This is a genomic window from Collimonas sp. (assembly GCF_039923675.1).
GTDB lineage: Bacteria > Pseudomonadota > Gammaproteobacteria > Burkholderiales > Burkholderiaceae_D > Collimonas.
The window spans coordinates 22,150-41,498 of the sequence record NZ_JBDTCG010000053.1; the positions used below are offsets into that span (position 1 = coordinate 22,150).

General features: G+C 57.2%; 18 protein-coding genes. 11 read left to right on the forward strand and 7 right to left on the reverse strand.

The annotated features are described in order from the left end of the window. The first annotated feature begins 312 nt into the window (after window positions 1-312). Complete coding sequence (gene sbcB, locus ABI171_RS10690; RefSeq protein WP_348092546.1) at window positions 313-1,746, forward strand: exodeoxyribonuclease I; 1,434 nt, start codon at window positions 313-315, stop codon at window positions 1,744-1,746. 195 nt (window positions 1,747-1,941) lie between these two features. Here sbcB and ABI171_RS10695 read toward each other — a convergent pair whose 3' ends face one another. From ABI171_RS10695 to ABI171_RS10710, 4 genes are all read right to left on the reverse strand, one after another. Next, window positions 1,942-2,274 carry a DUF3861 domain-containing protein gene (locus tag ABI171_RS10695; RefSeq protein ID WP_348092547.1) on the reverse strand — a complete coding sequence of 111 codons (333 nt, stop codon included), beginning with the start codon at window positions 2,272-2,274 and terminating at the stop codon, window positions 1,942-1,944. 58 nt (window positions 2,275-2,332) lie between these two features. Next, window positions 2,333-2,902 carry a PadR family transcriptional regulator gene (locus tag ABI171_RS10700; protein ID WP_348092548.1) on the reverse strand — a complete coding sequence of 190 codons (570 nt, stop codon included), beginning with the start codon at window positions 2,900-2,902 and terminating at the stop codon, window positions 2,333-2,335. A 125-nt stretch (window positions 2,903-3,027) separates the two neighbouring features. After that, window positions 3,028-3,564, reverse strand: a complete 537-nt coding sequence (gene speG / locus ABI171_RS10705) for a spermidine N1-acetyltransferase (protein WP_211444554.1) — start codon at window positions 3,562-3,564, stop codon at window positions 3,028-3,030. Window positions 3,565-3,643: 79 nt separating this feature from the next. After that, the gene (locus tag ABI171_RS10710; protein WP_348092549.1) at window positions 3,644-6,139 is read right to left on the reverse strand and encodes an acyl-CoA dehydrogenase; all 2,496 of its coding nucleotides are present in this window, start codon (window positions 6,137-6,139) and stop codon (window positions 3,644-3,646) included. 521 nt (window positions 6,140-6,660) lie between these two features. On the opposite strand from ABI171_RS10710, the gene ABI171_RS10715 reads away from it, so the two are divergent. The 6 genes from ABI171_RS10715 (at window position 6,661) to ABI171_RS10740 (ending at window position 10,535) form a co-directional block, all read left to right on the forward strand. Next, a complete protein-coding gene (locus tag ABI171_RS10715) occupies window positions 6,661-7,779 on the forward strand; it encodes an SDR family oxidoreductase (protein ID WP_348092550.1) in 1,119 nt (372 codons plus the stop codon). Between the two features lie 115 nt (window positions 7,780-7,894). Then, window positions 7,895-8,785: a neutral zinc metallopeptidase gene (locus ABI171_RS10720; RefSeq protein ID WP_348092551.1), complete on the forward strand. Its 891-nt coding sequence runs from the start codon at window positions 7,895-7,897 to the stop codon at window positions 8,783-8,785. Window positions 8,786-8,841: 56 nt separating this feature from the next. After that, window positions 8,842-9,225 (forward strand): MAPEG family protein, encoded by a 384-nt coding sequence (locus ABI171_RS10725; RefSeq protein WP_348092552.1) that lies wholly within the window; start codon window positions 8,842-8,844, stop codon window positions 9,223-9,225. 67 nt (window positions 9,226-9,292) lie between these two features. Then, complete coding sequence (locus tag ABI171_RS10730; protein WP_348092553.1) at window positions 9,293-9,592, forward strand: hypothetical protein; 300 nt, start codon at window positions 9,293-9,295, stop codon at window positions 9,590-9,592. A gap of 38 nt (window positions 9,593-9,630) precedes the next feature. Beyond that, the gene (locus tag ABI171_RS10735) at window positions 9,631-9,861 is read left to right on the forward strand and encodes an RNA-binding S4 domain-containing protein (protein WP_098493548.1); all 231 of its coding nucleotides are present in this window, start codon (window positions 9,631-9,633) and stop codon (window positions 9,859-9,861) included. Continuing rightward, window positions 9,858-10,535, forward strand: coding sequence for a DUF924 family protein (locus ABI171_RS10740; RefSeq protein ID WP_348092554.1), 678 nt, complete (start codon window positions 9,858-9,860; stop codon window positions 10,533-10,535). The genes ABI171_RS10735 and ABI171_RS10740 overlap by 4 nt, the downstream gene beginning before the upstream one ends. Window positions 10,536-10,540: 5 nt before the next feature. On the opposite strand, the gene ABI171_RS10745 is transcribed toward ABI171_RS10740, so the two are convergent. After that, window positions 10,541-11,410 (reverse strand): MBL fold metallo-hydrolase, encoded by an 870-nt coding sequence (locus ABI171_RS10745; RefSeq protein WP_348092555.1) that lies wholly within the window; start codon window positions 11,408-11,410, stop codon window positions 10,541-10,543. Between the two features lie 429 nt (window positions 11,411-11,839). On the opposite strand from ABI171_RS10745, the gene ABI171_RS10750 reads away from it, so the two are divergent. Beyond that, window positions 11,840-13,450, forward strand: a complete 1,611-nt coding sequence (locus tag ABI171_RS10750; protein ID WP_348092556.1) for a sulfur transferase domain-containing protein — start codon at window positions 11,840-11,842, stop codon at window positions 13,448-13,450. A gap of 42 nt (window positions 13,451-13,492) precedes the next feature. Here the strand turns inward: ABI171_RS10750 and ABI171_RS10755 are convergent, their stop codons facing one another. Next, on the reverse strand, window positions 13,493-15,799 hold the full coding sequence (locus tag ABI171_RS10755; RefSeq protein ID WP_348092557.1) for a heavy metal translocating P-type ATPase: 2,307 nt from the start codon (window positions 15,797-15,799) through the stop codon (window positions 13,493-13,495). A 120-nt stretch (window positions 15,800-15,919) separates the two neighbouring features. Between ABI171_RS10755 and cadR the strand changes: the two genes are divergently transcribed. Beyond that, entirely contained in the window at window positions 15,920-16,375 is a 456-nt protein-coding gene (gene cadR, locus ABI171_RS10760) for a Cd(II)/Pb(II)-responsive transcriptional regulator (protein ID WP_348092558.1), read from the forward strand. 10 nt (window positions 16,376-16,385) lie between these two features. Continuing rightward, window positions 16,386-17,267 carry a LysR family transcriptional regulator gene (locus ABI171_RS10765; protein ID WP_348092559.1) on the forward strand — a complete coding sequence of 294 codons (882 nt, stop codon included), beginning with the start codon at window positions 16,386-16,388 and terminating at the stop codon, window positions 17,265-17,267. Between the two features lie 7 nt (window positions 17,268-17,274). On the opposite strand, the gene ABI171_RS10770 is transcribed toward ABI171_RS10765, so the two are convergent. After that, the gene (locus ABI171_RS10770; protein ID WP_348092579.1) at window positions 17,275-18,282 is read right to left on the reverse strand and encodes an aldo/keto reductase; all 1,008 of its coding nucleotides are present in this window, start codon (window positions 18,280-18,282) and stop codon (window positions 17,275-17,277) included. A 158-nt stretch (window positions 18,283-18,440) separates the two neighbouring features. Between ABI171_RS10770 and ABI171_RS10775 the strand changes: the two genes are divergently transcribed. After that, a complete protein-coding gene (locus ABI171_RS10775; RefSeq protein ID WP_348092560.1) occupies window positions 18,441-19,340 on the forward strand; it encodes a LysR family transcriptional regulator in 900 nt (299 codons plus the stop codon). The last annotated feature ends 9 nt before the right edge of the window (window positions 19,341-19,349 follow it).

A 19,349-nucleotide genomic window follows, 5' to 3' on the forward strand; every position in this document is an offset into this window, starting at 1 on the left:
GAGCGTGCTGCTGCTGCTGGGCGGGCAATGCTAGAACTGTTGCTGATTGTCATTGTAGACATGATAAATTCCTCTTTCGTTTTGCGTTCACCGCAAGCCAATTGTTGCGTCGCACAATCAGAATAGCGTTTCCCCATTAATTATCCAATTTCGATTGCCAATAGCAGTTATCAGTTTTGTGAATTTAAGGGGCTAAAGGCCTGATTCCAGCGATTCTTATGACTTGGCTTAATGTGTTGTAAAACTGCTATACAGGCATGGAAAGATGACTGTAAACTGCTGCACCTTCCTCTCATACAAGCCTTAGCTCCGATGTCTACGCACACCTTCCTCTGGCACGACTACGAAACTTTCGGCGTCCAGCCCCGCCGCGACCGCCCGGCCCAGTTTGCCGCGATCCGCACCGATGCCGAATTGAACGAGATCGGCGAGCCGATCATGCTGTATTGCCAACCTGCAAATGATTTTTTGCCCGATCCGCAGTCTTGCCTGATTACCGGCATCACGCCGCAGCAGTGCCTGGAGCGCGGCATTCCGGAATACCAGTTCGCCGCCCATATCGAAAAAGCGTTTTCCGAGCCCGGCACCATCGGCGTCGGCTACAACACGATCCGCTTCGATGATGAAGTCACGCGCTTCCTGTTCTGGCGCAACCTGATCGATCCCTATGCGCGCGAATGGCAAAACCAGTGCGGGCGCTGGGATATTCTTGACGTTGTGCGCACTGCCTACGCGTTGCGGCCGGACGGTATCCAATGGCCGATCAACGATGAGGGCCGGCCAAGCTTTCGCCTGGAACTCTTGACCAAAGCCAACGGCATCAGCCACGAAGCGGCGCACGATGCGCTATCCGACGTGCGGGCGACGATCGCTTTGGCGCGCCTGATCCGTCAGCACCAGCCGAAACTGTTCGATTTCTGCCTTGGCCTGCACAAGAAAGACCGCGCCGGCGCTGAAATCGGCCTGCCGACACGCCGCCCCTTCCTGCATATTTCCGGGATGTTTCCTGCCGAGCACGGCTGCCTCGCCGTCATGTGGCCGCTCGGCGTGCATCCGACCAACAAGAATGAAATACTGGCCTGGGACCTTGCCTACGATCCCAGCGAAATATTTACGCTCGACGCCGATTCCGTACGTACCCGGCTGTTCAGCAAATCCGCCGACCTGCCGGAGGGCGTGACCCGGCTGCCGTTGAAATCGATACACCTGAACAAATCGCCGATGGTGATCAACAAGCTGCAAACCCTGTCGAGCGACATGGCGGCACACTGGGGCATCGATATTCCGCAAGCCTTGAAGCATGCGGAAATTGCAGCGCAAGCACCTGATCTCAGCGGCTTGTGGCGTCAGGTGTACCAACGCCCGGACGAAGGCGTAACGGATGTCGACGAAGACTTGTATGGCGGTTTTGTCGGCAACAATGATCGCCGCAAGTTGAATGATTTGCGCGCCATGACGCCGCAAAAGCTGGCGACGGCGCAGTTCAGTTTTGACGACCAGCGCCTGGAAGAACTGAGCTTCCGCTACCGCGCCCGCAATTTCCCCGATACATTGTCCGGCGACGACCAGCTGCGCTGGGAAGAACACCGCGCCGCCCGCCTGTTCGATGGCGAAGGCCGGGCGCGGACGGTCGAGATGCTGTTTGAGGAAATCGACAATTTGTCGGAAACAGCAAATGAGCGCGGCGAAGACATCCTCGGCGCGCTGTATGACTATGCCGAGATGATTGCACCCGCGCGCGAGTAAGATCACGAACAGCATTGCGACCAGCAACACGAACGGCAGCAGACCGCTTCAGAACAGCAAAAACAAAGCGGGGCCAGGAATGTTTTCGATCAACTGCACGAAAACATTCCTGGCCCCGCTTACGCTTGCCTGTACTAAAACTTGCTGGTTAATCACCCGGGCGGCGTCCCGCGCAGGCGATCCTTACGTTTAATTCTATGCTTCTGACGCCTGTGCCGAGTGCGTTTGCAGCTCTGCCGCCTGCGGTTGCGTTTTCAGCTTGCCGATAAAATCGCGCATCGGCTGATTGATTTCCGCGAACAACGGATTGCTGCGGTTCTTCAGCATGACTTCAGTGAACAGCTTCAAACCCAGCGCCAGCGAAGCGGCGGTATCGGCGTCAAACTGGCCTTTGCTGCGCACCTTGTCGATGATCGTAAACAGATCATCGTGGTTGCCGGTTTCAAAATTGATTGCGGCATGGGTCGGCTCGCCCTGCTTCGGCGTAGCCAGATGCTCCAAGGTGATACGGTAACGGTGTTCACGCATGGTTACTCCTTGTTTCCAAAACGACTTTCCTTGCCCGGACCGGCAATCATCATTTGCTTCAGACCCGCTCTATTTTCACCGCAGCTGCATCGATTGCATCGACGATGGCATGGATCTGTTCCTGGCTGAGTTCGCCTTTTTCCAGCCGCGTATGTACCGCCATCCTGAAGTTCATGATGGCCCGCTTCAGCTCCGGCGCCGAACTGCCTGATGCGCGTTGCGCTGTTTCCAGCTTCTGCAGCGCCAGATTCAGGGCTTCAGTATTGGCCGCCAAAAACGCCGCGCCTTCTGGCGTGATGCGATACAGCTTTTTGCCACCGGCTTCGGCCTCGATTGCGCTATAGCCAAGCTCTTCCAGCAACGTCAGGGTTGGATAGATCACACCCGGGCTAGGGCTGTAATCGCCACCGACCAGTTCTTCGATCGCCTTGATGACTTCGTAGCCATGGCGTGGCTTTTCTTGCAACAGGTTAAGAATCACCAGCCGCAAGCTGCCTTGCTCGAACATGCGTCCGCCACGGCCGCCTTCACGACGCCCGCCACGTTCAAACATGCCGCCGCCACGATGTTGCCTTTCGTGGCCTTGATGCATCTGGCTGCGGTCGCAGCCTCTTCTATGACCAAACATAACTCTTCCTTGTCTTATTGAATGAGACTTAAAGATATATCTTAGAAACTACTAAGTCAATATTTAGTTATGTTTTTTGTTTGCCAAGATGTAGCCTTGCCAGACAATCCACCAGAAAAACAACATCAGCGAGGACGTTTGGCCAGATATTCCGGCTGGAACATGCACATCCGGATCGCATCGCGATAGACGCCATTGATGAAAAACTCGCTCTTCAGTTCACTTTCCAGCTCAAACCCGCATTTCTGGTAGATGTGAATCGCCTTGTGGTTTTCCTTGTCGACATACAAATACAGCTTGTACAGGTTGAGCACGCAAAACGCATACTCGATTGCCAGCCGGGTGGCGCGTTCGGCATAGCCGCGGCCCTGCGCGCTCGGCGCGACGATGATCTGGAATTCGGCGCGGCGGTGAATATGGGTGATCTCGACCAGCTCGACCAGTCCCACCATCTCGCCGTTGTCGCTCTCGAGGATAAAACGGCGCTCGCTCTGATCATGTACGTGCTGGTCATAAAGTTGCGTCAACTCCACATACGCTTCGTAGGGTTCTTCGAACCAGTAGCGCATGATGTGGCTGTTGTTGTCGAGTTGATGCACAAAGTGCAGGTCATTGCGTTCCAGCGGGCGTAATTTAAGGCCCGGTTGCACGAGGGTAGTCATAAAACGTCTTCTTTCTTACTTGTTACCGTTGATTGTTGCCGTTGATTGTTTTTGTTTGAATCGTCACGCATGCCACGGCTTATGCTGGCTGCCGAGCCTGCATGTGCGTTTGTACAGATTCGAGCCGGTTAAAATCCTGCGGAAAATCATCTACCTGCACGCTGATGTCGCCGTAACGCGCGAAGTCCTGCAGTACTTGCTGCTCTTCTTCGGTAATAGCGCCAGTCGCTGCAGCTGCGGTTATCCAGTCGCGCATTTCGATCAGGCTTTGCGGCATTGGCGCCAGGGTACCGTCCTTGAGCGCCGGCTTGAGCCGCGCTTCGATGGCATTGACCTGTGGAATCAGCTGGAAAGCCAGTTCGCCAAAGACATGCGGCGACTGTTGCGCATTTGGCAGGTACGCATCGCCAACCAGGCGATCACGGCTGGCGTTGTTGGTTTGCATGGCTTTCGCCACCGCCGTGTCCAGCGCATCGGATGGCTTGTAGTAAGGCCGGCCGAAGGGAAAAACAATGACCCGCATCAGGACTGCCAGTATCCGGTTCGGAAAATTGTCGAGTACGCCCAGACAGGCTTCTTGGGCCTGCTGCAAGGAGTCTTGTATCGCCCAATGCACGTAAGGCAAATCCTCTTGCGGCCGGCCATCGTCCTCATAGCGCTTGAGCACGCTGGAAATCAGGTACAACTGCGACAGGATATCGCCCAAGCGTCCGGAAATCCGTTCGCGGAATTTGAGCGAGCCGCCGAAAACAAACATCGACATGTCGCTCAGCAGGGCGAATGCCGTCGACATGCGGTTGACTGCGCGGTAGAAATGGCGCAACTCGGACGGCGCGGCGGACGGCGCGGCAGGAAAACTGCCGCCCGACAGCCCGGCGACAAGGGTCCGTGAAAAATTGGCGAAAATGAAGCTGACATGGCCGAAGAACGCGTTGTCGAAATCGATCAGCGCTTTTTGCTGATCGGCCTCGCCTGTTGCAGCTATTTCCTTCAGCACATAAGGATGGCAACGGATCGCGCCCTGGCCGAAAATGATCAGACAGCGCGTCAGAATGTTCGCGCCTTCCACCGTGATGGCAATCGGCATCTGCTGGTAACTGCGCGCCAGGAAATTATTCGGTCCCATGCAGATACCCTTGCCGCCCAACACATCCATACCGGCATTAACCAGCACCCGGCCGCGCTCGGTGACATGGTATTTCGAGATGGCGGAAATGACCGATGGCTTCTCGCCTGCATCCACCGCCAGCGCCGAAAGCCTGCGCACCGCATCCATCAGATACAGGTTGCCACCCATGCGCGCCAGCATTTCATGGATGCCTTCGAATTTGCCGATCGGAATCTTGAACTGGTGGCGCATCGCGGCGTACGCGCTAGTGCCGCGCACCGCCAGCTTGGAAAAGCCGACGGTAGACGACGGCAAGGAAATTGCTCGTCCGGCAGCCAGGCACTCCATCAGCATGCGCCAGCCCTTGCCGATCTGCTCACGGCCGCCGATCACCCAATCCAGCGGTATGAAAACATCCTTGCCGGAAGTCGGACCGTTCTGGAATACCGCATTCAATGGCCAATGGCGGCGACCGGTGACCACGCCCGGATGATTGGTGGGAATCAAGGCGCAAGTAATACCGAGATCGACCTCGGTACCGCCATGGGCAGCCAGCAAAAGATCGGGATCTTGCACCCGGAACGCCAAGCCCAGCACGGTCGCAATCGGCCCCAGCGTGATGTAGCGCTTGTCCCAGGTAATCCGGAAGCCCAGCATTTCCTGGCCATCGTAATTGCCCATGCAAACCACGCCCACGTCAGGAATCGCCGCCGCATCGGAACCGGCGTACGGACTGGTCAGAGCAAAACAGGGGATTTCCTCTCCTGCGGCAAGACGCGGCAGGAAATAATCTTTTTGTACTTCCGTGCCGTATTGCAGCAGCAGCTCGGCCGGGCCCAGAGAATTAGGCACCATCACCGATATCGCCGCTGCGGAACAATGCGAGGACAACTTCATGATCACCTGTGAATGCATGTAGGCGGAAAATTCCTTGCCGCCGTACCGCTTGGGGATGATCATGCCGAGGAAGCCTTTTTCCTTGACGAATTGCCAGGCCTGCGGCGACAGGTCTTGCCAGATTTCCGTGCTTTCCCAATCCGTGATCAGGTGACATAGCTGCTCGACTTCATTGTCGAAAAAATTCTGCTCTTCCGCGCTCAGCTTGGGCGCGGGCAGTTGCAGCAACTTGTCCCATGCCGGCTTGCCGGAAAACAGTTCGGCATCCCACCAGATGGTGCCGGCCTCGATCGCATCGCGCTCGGTCTGCGACATGCGCGGCAAGATGCGCTGGAAGACATTTAATATCGGCTTGCTCAGCAGACTGTAGCGCAGCGGCTTGATGGCGACGATCAAGGCAGGAATCACGAGCAGCAGCAACAGCAATATCGCCGCTAATGCGCCGATGCCGGCGAGCCAGAAGCCGCCGGCTATCCACAGCAGCATGGTGCCCAGCCAAAGCCAGGCGCCAACGCGCAGCTGCATCAATGCCAAGGCGCCGATAAGCAACACCGCTATCCAATAGAACATGTTGACTCCCAATTTGACAGTTCTTCGTGCAGCGAATCTCGCACATAACCGTTGCAGACCGGGACACGGTTATGGAGATGGGACGAAACTGAATGATGAAGGGGCAATAGCATTGCCCGGAAAACTACGATCCGTTCAAGGAAATAAGCTAATTCTTTACCTTTGGTCACTTTTTGGAGGCGAAAAGTTCACGAAAAGCAAATTTAAATGTTAAACAACAACGAGTTAGCTTATCCTGTGCGGCGGCTTGAGTAACAATTTTCAGTAACAATTACATAGGTGCACAACCAACAACATGCAACCCTTTGTAAATCTCTGTATCCATTTGTCAACCATACTATAGAATCATGCGTTACATCGTTTGTATAGTTGCGTATTGATATGGGAAAAACTAGAAGAACCAAATACCGGGTCGGACCGGCCGGCCCGTATCTATATTGCAGCGATCACCCGTAGCCAGCTCCGCCAGCAGGCCTGCCATCAACCCGCACCAGACAAGTTACAAGAGCACTTAGCCTTTCATGAATAATTTAATTTTGATGACCGGCGCGACCGGCTTTCTCGGTGGCGCAAACGCAGTAGAAGCAATTCATCGCGGGCTGGGTAAAAATCTGTTGCTGCTGGCACGTGCGGAAACCGCTGAAGCGGCGCATGCCAGGGTCATCAAAAATCTGCAATTGCTGGGCGCAAGCGCAGCCGACATCGCACAAATCGGCGTCGAACAGATACTCTGCTCGGACTTGTCGGAACTTGACAACATCGCCGGCGATCCACGCCTGGACAGGGTGTCGGTAGTCATCCATTCGGCGGCGCTGGCAACTTTTTCGAATCATCCAATGCTGGAAACGATCAATGTCGACGGCACCTTGGCGCTAGGCAAGCTGATGCACCACCGGCCAGCCCTGAAACGCTTCATGTACATCGGCACCGCCATGGCATGCGGCGAAGGCGCCGGCATCAATGCCGTAGTCAAGGAAAACATCGACTTGCCGCTGGGCGACGAGCATCTGGTGGCCTATACCCGCTCCAAGGCGATGGGCGAAAAGAAGCTGCGCGAGACCTATCCCGATCTGCCGGTGATCTATGTGCGGCCATCGATTATCGTCGGCCACACCAAGCTCGGTTGCGCTCCGTCCCAAAGCATTTTCTGGGTATTCATGGTCTGGCAATTGCTGGGCGCGTTGACCACGGCACTCGACGAAAAAGTCGACGTCGTGCCGGTCGACTGGTGTGCGCAGGCGATCATCGACCTGGCGCAAAAGGAAACACTGTCGCACAACGTCTTCCATATCTCGGCCGGCGTCGGTTCCAGCGTCTCGTTCCGCGAGATCGACCTGGCGCTGGCGGCAGCGCGCGGCATCGAACCGATCGGCGCCACCTACAAGCAGATCACGCCGGACGCTATCGCCACCCTGCTGCCGCGGATGCGCGAATGCGTCCCGGAATGCAATGACCGGCTACTGCTGCGCGCACTCAAGCTGTACGGCGCTTTTGCCGGCCTGAATTATGTATTTGACAATCAAAATCTGCTGGCGGAAGGTATCCACCCTGCTCCATTGTTTACCGACTACCTCCCGCTTTGCGTCGAGTCGGCCAAACATATCCCGATTGCGGAACAGATGAAGTGGGACTTTAAATAATCTTTCCTGCAACCTTCAGTACTGCTTCTACATTCATCGCTTGTCCCTAATTGATGGTGGTTTCCGTTAGAATTGCCTTCTATTACGGACAACAAAATCAATAGGGGTAACTACCATGAAATGGGAAGGCAATCGGGAAAGCGACAACGTCGAGGATCGCCGGAGCGATGATGGCAGTGGAGGTGGCGGCGGTGGCTTTGGCGGCCGCTCGATCGGTCTCGGCACCATCGCCATTGCCCTGGTGGCGTCGTACTTCTTCGGCATCAGCCCGACTACCGTCCTCAGCCTGCTGAGCGGCGGGCCGGTCAGCCAACCGCAATCGCAGCAAGCGCCTGCCGGCACCAACCGTGCAACGCAGCCTGAAGATCCAAAGAAAAAATTCGTGCGTACGGTACTGGCAGACACGGAAGACGTCTGGACCCAGATTTTCAGCGCCAACGGCAAAACTTATCCCCCACCGAAGCTGGTCTTGTTTTCCCGCGCAACCCCGACCGCATGCGGTACTGGCCAGACCGCTTCAGGACCGTTTTATTGTCCCGGCGATCGTACGGTCTATATCGATCTCAGTTTTTATCAATTGATGCAACAACGTTTCCATGTTTCCGGCGAATTCGCCCAGGCTTACGTGATCGCCCATGAAGTCGGACATCACGTGCAAAACCTGATGGGCATCATGGACAAGGTCAACAACGCCGAACGCCAGATGTCCAAGGCGCAGGTCAACGCCATGTCGGTGCGGATGGAATTGCAAGCCGATTGCCTGGCGGGCGTCTGGGCCTTTCATGCCAACCAGGCGCGCGGCATCCTGGAGCAAGGCGATGTCGAAGGCGCGTTGAACGCGGCTACCGCCATCGGTGACGACGCCCTGCAAAAGCAAGAACAGGGTTACGTGGTGCCAGACTCGTTCACGCACGGAACTTCAGCACAACGGGTGCGCTGGTTCAAGCAAGGCGTCAGCACCGGCGAAGTCAAATCCTGCAATACTTTTGAAGTAAAGACACTGTAATTTAGTGCTTATGGCAAGCCGGTGCGCCCGGCTTGATTCACATCCAGGAGAACACCATGACGATTGCTTACTGGTGCGTGCTGATCGCCGGCTTGCTGCCATTGCTTACGATCGTCATCGCCAAGGGCGGCCGCCGCGATTTTGACAACGCCGAACCACGCGCCTGGCTGGAAAAGCAATCCGGCCTGCGACGCCGCGCCGACTATGCCCACCGCAATCATTTCGAGGCGTTCCCGTTCTTTGCCGCCGGCGTAATCATTGCACAACAGGTTCATGCGCCGCAAAATATCTTGAACTTGCTGGCCCTGGTATTTATCATAGCCCGCGTCATCTACACTGTTTTGTACCTGGGCGACAAGCCGACGTTGCGCTCGGCAGTCTGGGGCATCGCTTACCTGTCCGTGATCGGCTTGTTCGCGCTGGCCGGGCTGACACATTAACCGCACCAAGCGCACCAACACTGACCCCAGCCCGTTTTCCGTAACTTATCAGTCGCCATTCAATCGCATGCCATATCAAACAACCATTCAACACCTGCGCGAAGCCGTCAATTCGATGCGGAACGGCAGCAACGGCGATCCCTCCAGGATTACAGCATTGTGCAGTACCTGGCGCGCGCAGACCACCCTGTTAGCGGCGCTGCCGCCGCGCTTTGCGGAAGTTGCCGAACATTTCCTCGACAGGCTGGAGGCTGCCAGCCTGTTCACGGAAGAAAGCTGTTCATTCAGCCAGCAAGACCTGCTCGATCATCTGCATGCGTGGCTCGACCAGGCGCAACTGACGCTGCAAAAGAACGCCAGCGTTTAACTTTTTTCATTTGCCACCTTCATCACCATCGGAATACTATGCAACAACTAGAACTACGCCTCAACAGCGACTATGTCGAACTCAATCAATTGCTCAAGCTGACCGGCGTTTGCGACAGCGGCGGCGCCGGCAAGGCGCTGGTCGCCAGCGGCGTGGTGTCGGTCGACGGCAAAGTCGAGCTGCGCAAGACCTGCAAAATCGTTGCCGGACAAAAAGTCACCATCGGCGATTTACTGATCTATGTGCTGCCGCGGCGCGGGACCAATTGATCTACTCTCCTTTGCGCCGTAACAAACGGCCTGCGGTGCGGGTGAAATCGCAACACGATGGCATATTTGCCCGCGCTCCTACTATCCTGGCGATAAGGAAATTCTGGTTTGGCGAAAATCCCGATGACGCCATCGTCGCCAGCCAGCAATCGGTCCTGTGGTGGGGCAAGGACCCTGCTACCGATCTGCAGATCAAACAGCGTTTTGAAAGCACGCTTTTAGCGGCCGAGAATAACCAGTTAAGCGACTGGAAAAAAACGCCGCGAGGAGCGTTGGCGCTGGTAATCCTGACCGACCAGTTTCCGAGGAATATCTACCGCGACACACCCCGTTCATTTTCTTTCGATGCATTGGCGCGCAGCTTTTGCCGTATCGGCCTGCAAACAAATTTCTATAACACGCTGCGCCCAATCGAACGCAGCTTCCTGCATTTGCCGCTGACGCATTCAGAGCTGCTGGCAGATCAGGACCAGTCGGTAGCGCTTGCCGCCGCGCTGGTCGAACAGGTTTCAGCCAGTCAGAAGGAATGCTTTGCCGGCTACCTGTCGTTTGCGATTCAACATCGCGACATCATCGCTCGCTTCGGCCGTTTTCCGCATCGCAACCGTATCCTGCAACGGCAATCGACGCCGCAAGAGCAGGCGTTCCTGCAACGGCCTGGATCCTCTTTCTGAGTATCCTACAACGCCAGATTCAAGGGGATTTTCAAATAACTCACACCGTTTTCTTCCGCCGCCGGCAAGACTCCGGCGCAGATATTCAACTGGATCGACGGTAGCATCAGGATCGGCAGGCCCAAGGTCGCATCGCGCCTGGTACGCATGGCGATGAATTCGCTTTCATTGATGCCGTCGCCAACGTGGATATTTTTTGCGCGTTGCTCGGCCACGGTGGCCTCACACATCGGCGCACGGCCCTCCGGTGGATAGTCATGGCAGACGAAGAGACGAGTGGCGGGTGGCAGATCAAGTAATTTGCCTACCGAGCGATACAGGCTGCTGGCGCTGCCGCCGGGGAAATCGCAGCGCGCCGAACCCAGGTCCGGCATGAACAAGGTATCGCCGACGAACGCCACTTGCTGTTCCACCAGATAGGCCATATCGGCCGGCGTATGGCCGGGAACATGCAGCGCTTGCGCCCGCAAATTGCCAATATAAAAAATCTCGTCCGCCGCAAACAGATGGTCAAACTGAGCGCCGTCCAGCAAGAATTCAGACTGCAGGTTGAAGACCTTTTTGAAGACTCCCTGCACCACGCGGATCTGGTCGCCAATGGCGATGGCGCCGCCAAGCTGCCGGCGCAAATAAGGGGCTGCGGAAATGTGGTCGGCATGCGCATGGGTTTCCATCAGCCATTGCACTTTCAGCTTGTTGGCGCGGACGAATTCAATCACGCGATCGGCAGCTGCGGTGGAGGTATGGCCAGCCACCGGATCGTAATCAAGCACCGAATCGACGATCGCGCATTCGGAACCAGCTGCCTCGTACACGACATAGGTAAACGTGGAGGTGCTCTGGTCAAAAATCACTTCTATCTGCGGCTTAGGCATTCATCACATCCTCAAACTTAATAATTAACAATTAACAATTAACAATTAATAACGATATGTAACTATATATAAACATATCAAACATTGACAAATAAGTAATCAGTCTTTATATTATTAATAATCAAACAAGTAATAACGCCACAATGAAACGGAATATTTCACTGGAGCATTCGATATAACGCGGCCCACCGGGGAATGACCGCAAATTGTTAAACGTATTGGTAAACCGAGGGCCTTTCCTGCCCCCTGTCAGTTCATCTGAGCGTAGCTCACAAATGTGGTTCGCTCTTCCGCCTTGCCATCTTACCCATTTGTCCTCATTGACGACATAGCCGCGGCAATACTTGCAGCATATCGATAGCAAATTCCGTGACCGGACCATGAGCAGATAAACAGCGCCACCCACCCGACACGATGGAAGCTGCACCTATGAATCTTCATATCATCAAGCATAGCGAGTTATTTTCAACCACCGGTCAAATCGGCATGGAGGACTTGAACGAGATCGCCGTTGCAGGCTACAGATCGGTGATATGCAACCGTCCGGATGGCGAAGACGGCGGCCGTCATGTTTCCAGCAACGAGCTGGCGGCGGCCTGCGAAAAACTCGGCCTGGGATTCAGCTATCTGCCCGCCGACGCTACCCACCTAAGTAAAGAACATGGCGCAGCCCTGCGTCAGTTGCTCGTCACCATGCCTGCCCCGATTCTGGCTTTTTGTCGCACCGGCGTTCGCTCAACCAACATTTTCCGCCTGGCGAATAGTGCCGAGACATCAGCGCCGGCAGCCCAGACAGGGGGAGCGAACGACAAGATCCAGCAATTCGAAGTCGTGATCGTGGGCGCCGGCGCGGCCGGCATCGCCGTCGCCGCCAGCTTGTTGCGGCGCGCGCCGAATATCCAGATCGCCATGATCGACCCCGCCAGCCAGCACTACTACCAGCCGGCATGGACTCTGGTTGGCGCCGGCGTCTATGATCAGAAAAAAACCGCGCGGCCGATGGCGTCGGTGATACCCGGACCCGCACAATGGCTGCAACAGGCAGTGACAGAATTTTTGCCAGATCATAACCGCGTCCGGCTCGACGATGGCAGCCTGATCGCCTACCGGCAACTGATTGTCTGCCCCGGCCTGCGCCTGGCATGGGAAAAAATAGAAGGCTTGGAACAAACCCTTGGCCGGAATGGCGTCACCTCCAATTACCGTTACGACCTCGCGCCTTATACGTGGCAGCTGGTGTGGCAATTAAAACAAGGCACGGCAATTTTTTCGCAACCGGCGATGCCGGTCAAGTGCGCCGGCGCGCCGCAAAAGGCCATGTATCTGTCCTGCGACCACTGGCTGCGCAAAGGCGTGCTGGATCAGATAAAAGTTGAATTCGATAATGCCGGGACGGTTTTGTTCGGCGTCGCCGTTTTTGTCCCGCCGCTGATGCGCTACGTTAAAAAATATCAGGCGCAACTGGTGTTTGAATCGAATCTGGTCAAGGTCGATGGCGACAGAAAACTGGCGTGGTTCGATGTCAAGGATGGCGCCGGCAATATCGTCCGCCAGGAAAAAGCATTCGACATGTTGCATGTGGTGCCGCCGCAGGTGGCGCCCGATGCGCTACGCAATAGCCCTCTGGCGAACCTTGACGGCTGGTGCGAAGTCGATCCGGCGACACTGCGCCATGTGCATTATCGTAACGTTTTTGCACTCGGCGATGTCAGCGCAACGGCCAATGCAAAAACGGTTGCTGCAATCCGCAAACAAGCCGTGGTGGTCGCGGCCAACCTGCTCGCCGCATGCGCGGGACAGCCCCTGGACGCAAGCTATGATGGCTATGGCGCATGCCCGCTCACGGTGGAAAAGGGCAAAGTGATACTGGCCGAATTCGGCTACGGCGGAAAACTGCTGCCGACCTTCCCACTCGATCCGACCATTGCTCGCCGCAGCAACTGGTTCCTGAAAACCACGGTACTGCCTTGGGTATATTGGACACTGATGCTGAAAGGCCGGGAGTGGCTGACCAGATCCTCCGCATCCGAGGGAAAATAATCACCACGCTATTTCCCGGCCGGCGCACTTACAACAACAGATTCAACGTAGCGCCCGCAACAGCCTCATGCCATTGAACACCACCAGCAAACTGGCGCCCATATCGGCAAACACCGCCATCCACAGCGTCGCTTCACCGCTCAGCGCCAGCACCAGGAAAACCGCCTTGATGCCCAGCGCCAGGGTGATGTTTTGCATCAGAACCGCATAGGTCTTTTTGCTCAAGCGGATGAAATCCGGGAGCTTGCGCAGGTCGTCATCCATCAGCGCCACATCGGCGGTTTCCAGCGCCGTATCGCTACCGGCCGCGCCCATGGCGAAACCGATATTGGCTTGTGCCAGGGCCGGCGCATCGTTGATGCCATCGCCTACCATGCCGACATAGCCATGGCGCGCGCGCAAATCGTTAATGGCTTCCAGTTTGTCCTGCGGCAGCTGGTCGCCGCGGGCGTCGCTAATGCCGACCTGGGTCGCTATGGCTTGCGCGGTATGCGCATTGTCGCCGGTCAGCATCACGGCTTCCACCCCGATCGCCCGCAGTTTGGCGATTGCTTCCAGCGCAGTATCGCGCACCGTGTCCGCCACCGCCAGAATCAGCAAAGGCTGCGACGCCGAACACAGCACTACCGTGGTCTTGCCTTCACTTTCCAGAGCGGACAAGCGTGCTTCCAGCTCAGGGCTGCAAATATTCATCTCATGCACCAGCCGGTGATTGCCCAGATAGAAATGCTGGCCGCCGATCATGCCCTGCACGCCACGCCCGGTCAGCGCTTCGAATCCGCTGACGTCGAGCAGGCTGGCGCTGTTACCGGACGCTTGCCAGTGCGCTACCACCGCACCCGATACCGGATGATCGGAACGGCTTGCCAGGCTGGCCGCTTGCAGCTGCAATTGCAGACTGCCGTTGGCGTCAGCCACGCTTTGCACCAGTTGCACGTCCGTGACGCGCGGCTTGCCCAGGGTCAGCGTGCCGGTCTTGTCCAGCGCCAGCGCCTTGAGCTTGCGTCCCATCTCCAGATACACGCCGCCCTTGATCAGGATGCCATGTTTGGCAGCGGCAGCCAGGCCGCTTACCACCGTCACCGGCGTCGAAATCACCAGCGCGCACGGACAGGCGATCACCAGCAGCACCAGCGCCTTGTAAAGCCACGGATAAAATGCCGCGCCCAACAACAGCGGCGGTATAGCCGCCACCAGTATCGCTGCCAGCACCACCACCGGAATGTAATAACGCGCGAACTGGTCGACAAAGCGCTGCGTCGGTGCGCGCTCACCCTGCGCCTGCTGCACACTCTTGATGATGCGCGCCAGGGTTGAGTTGGCTTGCAGCGCCGTGACACGGTAGATAAAGGAGCCGCGCTCGTTGATGGTGCCGGCGAATACCTGATCGCCAGCCTGCTTGGCGACCGGCATGCTCTCGCCGGTGATCGCCGCCTGGTTGATGGTGGTCTGCCCTTCCGTCACCAAGCCATCCAATGGCACGCGCGCACCCGGCTTGACGCGGATCAGGGCCGCCAGCGTGACAGCGCCGGTGGCTACTTCGCGCCACTCGCCATCGGCGCTCTGGACGGTCGCCATATCCGGCGCCATCGCCATCAAGCCCTTGATGGCATTGCGGGCGCGGTCGAGCGATAGCGCTTCGATCATTTCCGCCAGCGCAAACAGGAAAATCACGACCGCGGCTTCCGGCCATTGGCCGATGATGGCGGCGCCGATCACTGCGATCGACATCAGGAAGTTCATGTTGAGTGAGAAATTCTTGAGTGCGATCCAGCCCTTTTTCAGAGTATCCAGGCCGCCGCTCAGGATGGCGACCAGCGCTAGGCTGATCACCAGCCATGAACTATCCTGGCCGCTGCTCCAGACCACGACTTCGGCGCCGACCGCGGTAATCCCCGAAATCGCCATCAGCAGCCATTTTTTCCGGGATATCTTGAATGCGCCATCGCCCAGGCCCTCAGCCAAACCGACCGCACCGGTCAGTGTGTCCGACTTCAGCGCCGGTTCCATGTCCAGCGCCTTCAGGGTGGCGACGATGGCGTCCACCGATGGCAGACGATGCTGGACCGTCAGCTCGCGCTGGATCAGGTTGAACTGCATGGCCTCGATACCGGCCATGCTCTTGAAGCGGTCGCGTATCAGTTTTTCCTCGGTCGGACAATCCATCTTCTGGATCAGGAACACCGCTTCCGCCGCGCCGGCGGCCAGCGTCGGACGACTGGCCACAGCCACGCCCGCATCCGCTTGCGCAGGTTCGTGCGGATGATCTTGCTTATGCGGATGATCATGTTTGTGTTCGTGATCATGATGGTCGTGGTGGTCGCTGTGTTCATGTTGGCAACTGGCCATGGTGCTCTCCTGGACGCGGGTTTCGGTGATGCTTATGCATACTCCTTGCATATTTAAAACCCTGTAGCTACTATAAGGTCAAGGACTAATTGCAGATATGGCTATCGAAGGAGCAGTGGCATGGGCACGACTTCACTCAAGATCGGCGAACTGGCGGCGCATGCTGGTTGCCCTGTTGAAACTATTCGTTATTACGAACGCGAAGGCTTGCTGCCGCTGGCGGCACGCTCGCAAAGCAATTACCGGCTATATGGACAGGCGCATATCGAACGTCTGCAGTTCATCCGGCACTGCCGCTCGCTGGACATGACGCTCGATGAAGTACGCAGGTTGTTGCAATTCCGCGACTTGCCGGAAGATAACTGCTCCGAGGTCAACACCTTGCTGGATCACCATATCGATCACGTCGCCGCCCGGATTAGCGAATTGAAGGCATTGCAAACGCAGCTCAAGCAATTGCGCAAGCAATGCCAAAGAACCCAGGCCGCCAAGGATTGCGGCATCCTGCAAGGGTTGGCGAGCATGGAAGACGACGTACCCGCCAATCTTGGCAGCCATGGCGGCGGTGTCCATTAATTCGCACAAGATGAATATTCACTCGGACGATCTGCGGGTTTTCATTGCGGTGGTTGATTGCGGCACGCTCAGCGCCGCCGCCGAGCAATTGGGCCAGACCACTTCCGGCCTGAGCCGCGCGCTGTCGCGCCTGGAACAGAAACTGGCCACTTCTCTGCTGACGCGCACTACGCGGCGCATGGAGCTGACCGAGGAAGGCCACCTTTTCCTGGAAAAAGCGCGCGCCATCGTTACCGCGATGGAAGAGGCGGAAGAAGCGATCCAGGTGCGCCATCAACGGCCGTCGGGGCGCTTGCGGGTCGACGCTTCACCGCCTTTCATGCTGCATTGCATAGTGCCGCACATTGCTGAATTTCGCAGCAGCTATCCCGACATCATGCTGGAACTGACCAGCAACGACCAGAATATCGATCTGCTGGAACATCGCACCGATATCGCCATACGCCATGGCGCCTTGCAAGATTCGATGCTGCATGCGCGCAGGCTGGGAGCGAGCCGGCTGCATGTTGTCGCCAGCCCGGATTATCTGCGCACGCATGGCACACCCGCTAATGCAGAGGAACTCACACGCCATCAGCTGCTCGGTTTTACGCAGCCGGAATCGTTGAATGTCTGGCCGCTAAGGCAGCAACAAGGCGAAAACCTGACGATCAGCCCGACGCTGCTGGCGTCGGGCGGTGAGACCATACGCCAATTAGCCTTGCACGGCCTCGGCATCGCCTGTCTCTCGGCTTTCATGGTCCGCGAAGATATCGCACGGGGAACGCTGATCGACATCCTCGCTACCCACAACAACGGCTACCATCAGCAGATCCATGCGGTGTATTACCGGAATACGCAACTGGCGCGGCGCATCAGCTGCTTCCTGGATTTTCTGCAATTGAAGCTCTGAAACTCCATCAGCCGACGTGCTGCCGTTCGCTATCCAGATGCGCCATCGACGCCGCCGCATAACGATCGCCAGCCGCAGCATCCACCGGGATCGCTGCTTCAATCCTGGCCAGGTCGCCGGCGCTTAACTGGATAGTCATTGCGCCCAGCGACTCGGCCAGACGATCGCGGCGACGTGCGCCGATCAGCGGCACGATATCGCTGCCGCGCGCCATCACCCAGGCGATGGCGATCTGCGCCACGGTCGCTTGCTTGCTGTCGGCGATGGTTCGCAACACCTCCAGCAAGGACAGGTTGTGCGCCAGATTATCGCCGCTGAAGCGCGGGCTGAAACTGCGGAAATCTCCCGGCGTCAGGGTCTTTTCCTTGGTCCAGTGGCCGCTGATCAAACCCCGCGACAGCACTCCGTACGCAGTGACACCGATGCCCAGTTCGCGGCAGACCGGCAGTATCTCCGCTTCCATGCCGCGTGAGATCAGCGAATACTCAATCTGCAGATCCGAAATCGAATGCACAGACTGCGCCCGGCGTATGGTTTGCACGCCGACTTCGGACAAGCCGATATGGCGCACGTAGCCGGCTTTCACCAGATCGGCGATGGCGCCGACGGTTTCCTCGATCGGCACATTCGGATCGAGCCGCGCCGGACGGTAGATATCGATATGATCGGTGCCCAGGCGGCGCAAGGTATATGCCAGGAAATTCTTCACTGCCGCAGGCCGGCCGTCGACGCCGATCCAGCCGCTTGCAGGATCGCGCATGGCGCCGAATTTCACACTCAGCAACACCTGGTCGCGATTGCGTGTGCGCAGCGCTTCGCGGATCAGCATTTCGTTTTGACCCATGCCGTAGAAATCGCCGGTGTCCAGCAGGGTGATGCCGGCATCGATGGCCGCGTGCAGAGTAGCAATGCTTTCGCTCTCATCGGCAGGGCCGTACATGTCGGACATGCCCATGCAGCCGAGGCCAATGACAGAAGATTGGGGGCCGGTATTGCCTATTTGTTGGGTTTTCATCATGACATCCTTGGTTGAGTTGTTCATTTGCAGCAGAGAGGCAAAGCCGGACTCGGCTACCAAGGAGACATTGTTGTCTACTGCGACCGATGAATAAATGGGCTTAAAATGATTTCTTTATTCGAAAATCACCAATAATCATTCCCCGGGAGAGAGCAATGGATCGTATCCAGGCCATGGAAGTCTTCTCAAGAGTCGCTGAACTGGGCAGCTTCAGCCGTGCTGCGGAGCAGTTGAACCTGCCTGCCGCGACGGTCACCAATGCCGTGCAGGCACTGGAGAAGCATCTGGCAGTACGCCTGCTGCACCGGACTACGCGCAAGGTGACGCTGACCGATGAAGGCATCACTTACCTCGATCGCTGCGCGCAACTATTAGCCGAATTCGAAGATGTCGACGCCCTGTTCCAGCACGACCAGCTGCAGCCGCGCGGCGTGGTCCGGGTCGACTTGCCTGAACGGCTGGCGCATATGGTGGTGATCCCCGCGCTGCCGGAATTTTTCGTGCTCTACCCGCAGTTGCGGCTCAAGCTGAGCGCCACCGACCGCTTTGTCGACCTGATCGGAGAAGCGGTCGACTGCGTGGTGCGCGTCGGCGCTCTCAGCGACTCCAGCCTGATCGCCCGCCGCATCGGCAGCATGGCGCAGATCAATTGCGGTGCCCGCTCGTATCTGGAGCGCAACGGCCGGCCGCAGACCTTGGGCGATCTGCAGCATCACATGGTGGTGAATTATTTTTCCAGCCGCACCGGACGCGACCTGGGCTGGGAATACATGGTGGATGGCGAACCACATTTCCTCAAGCTGCCAGGACTTATTTCAGTTGCCAGCTCGGATGCCTATCTGGCCAGCTGCCGAGCCGGACTAGGGTTGATACAAGCGCCGCGCTTCGGTCTGGAAGACTTGCTGGAGAGTGGGGAGATGGAAGAAGTGCTGCCGGACTTCAAACCGCCGCCATTGCCGGTATCCGTGGTATACGCCCACAACAAGCATCTGTCGGCTCGGGTGCGGGTGTTTGTCGATTGGATCGCCAAACTGCTGGCGGCCCGTTACGCTTAGGAACCTGCC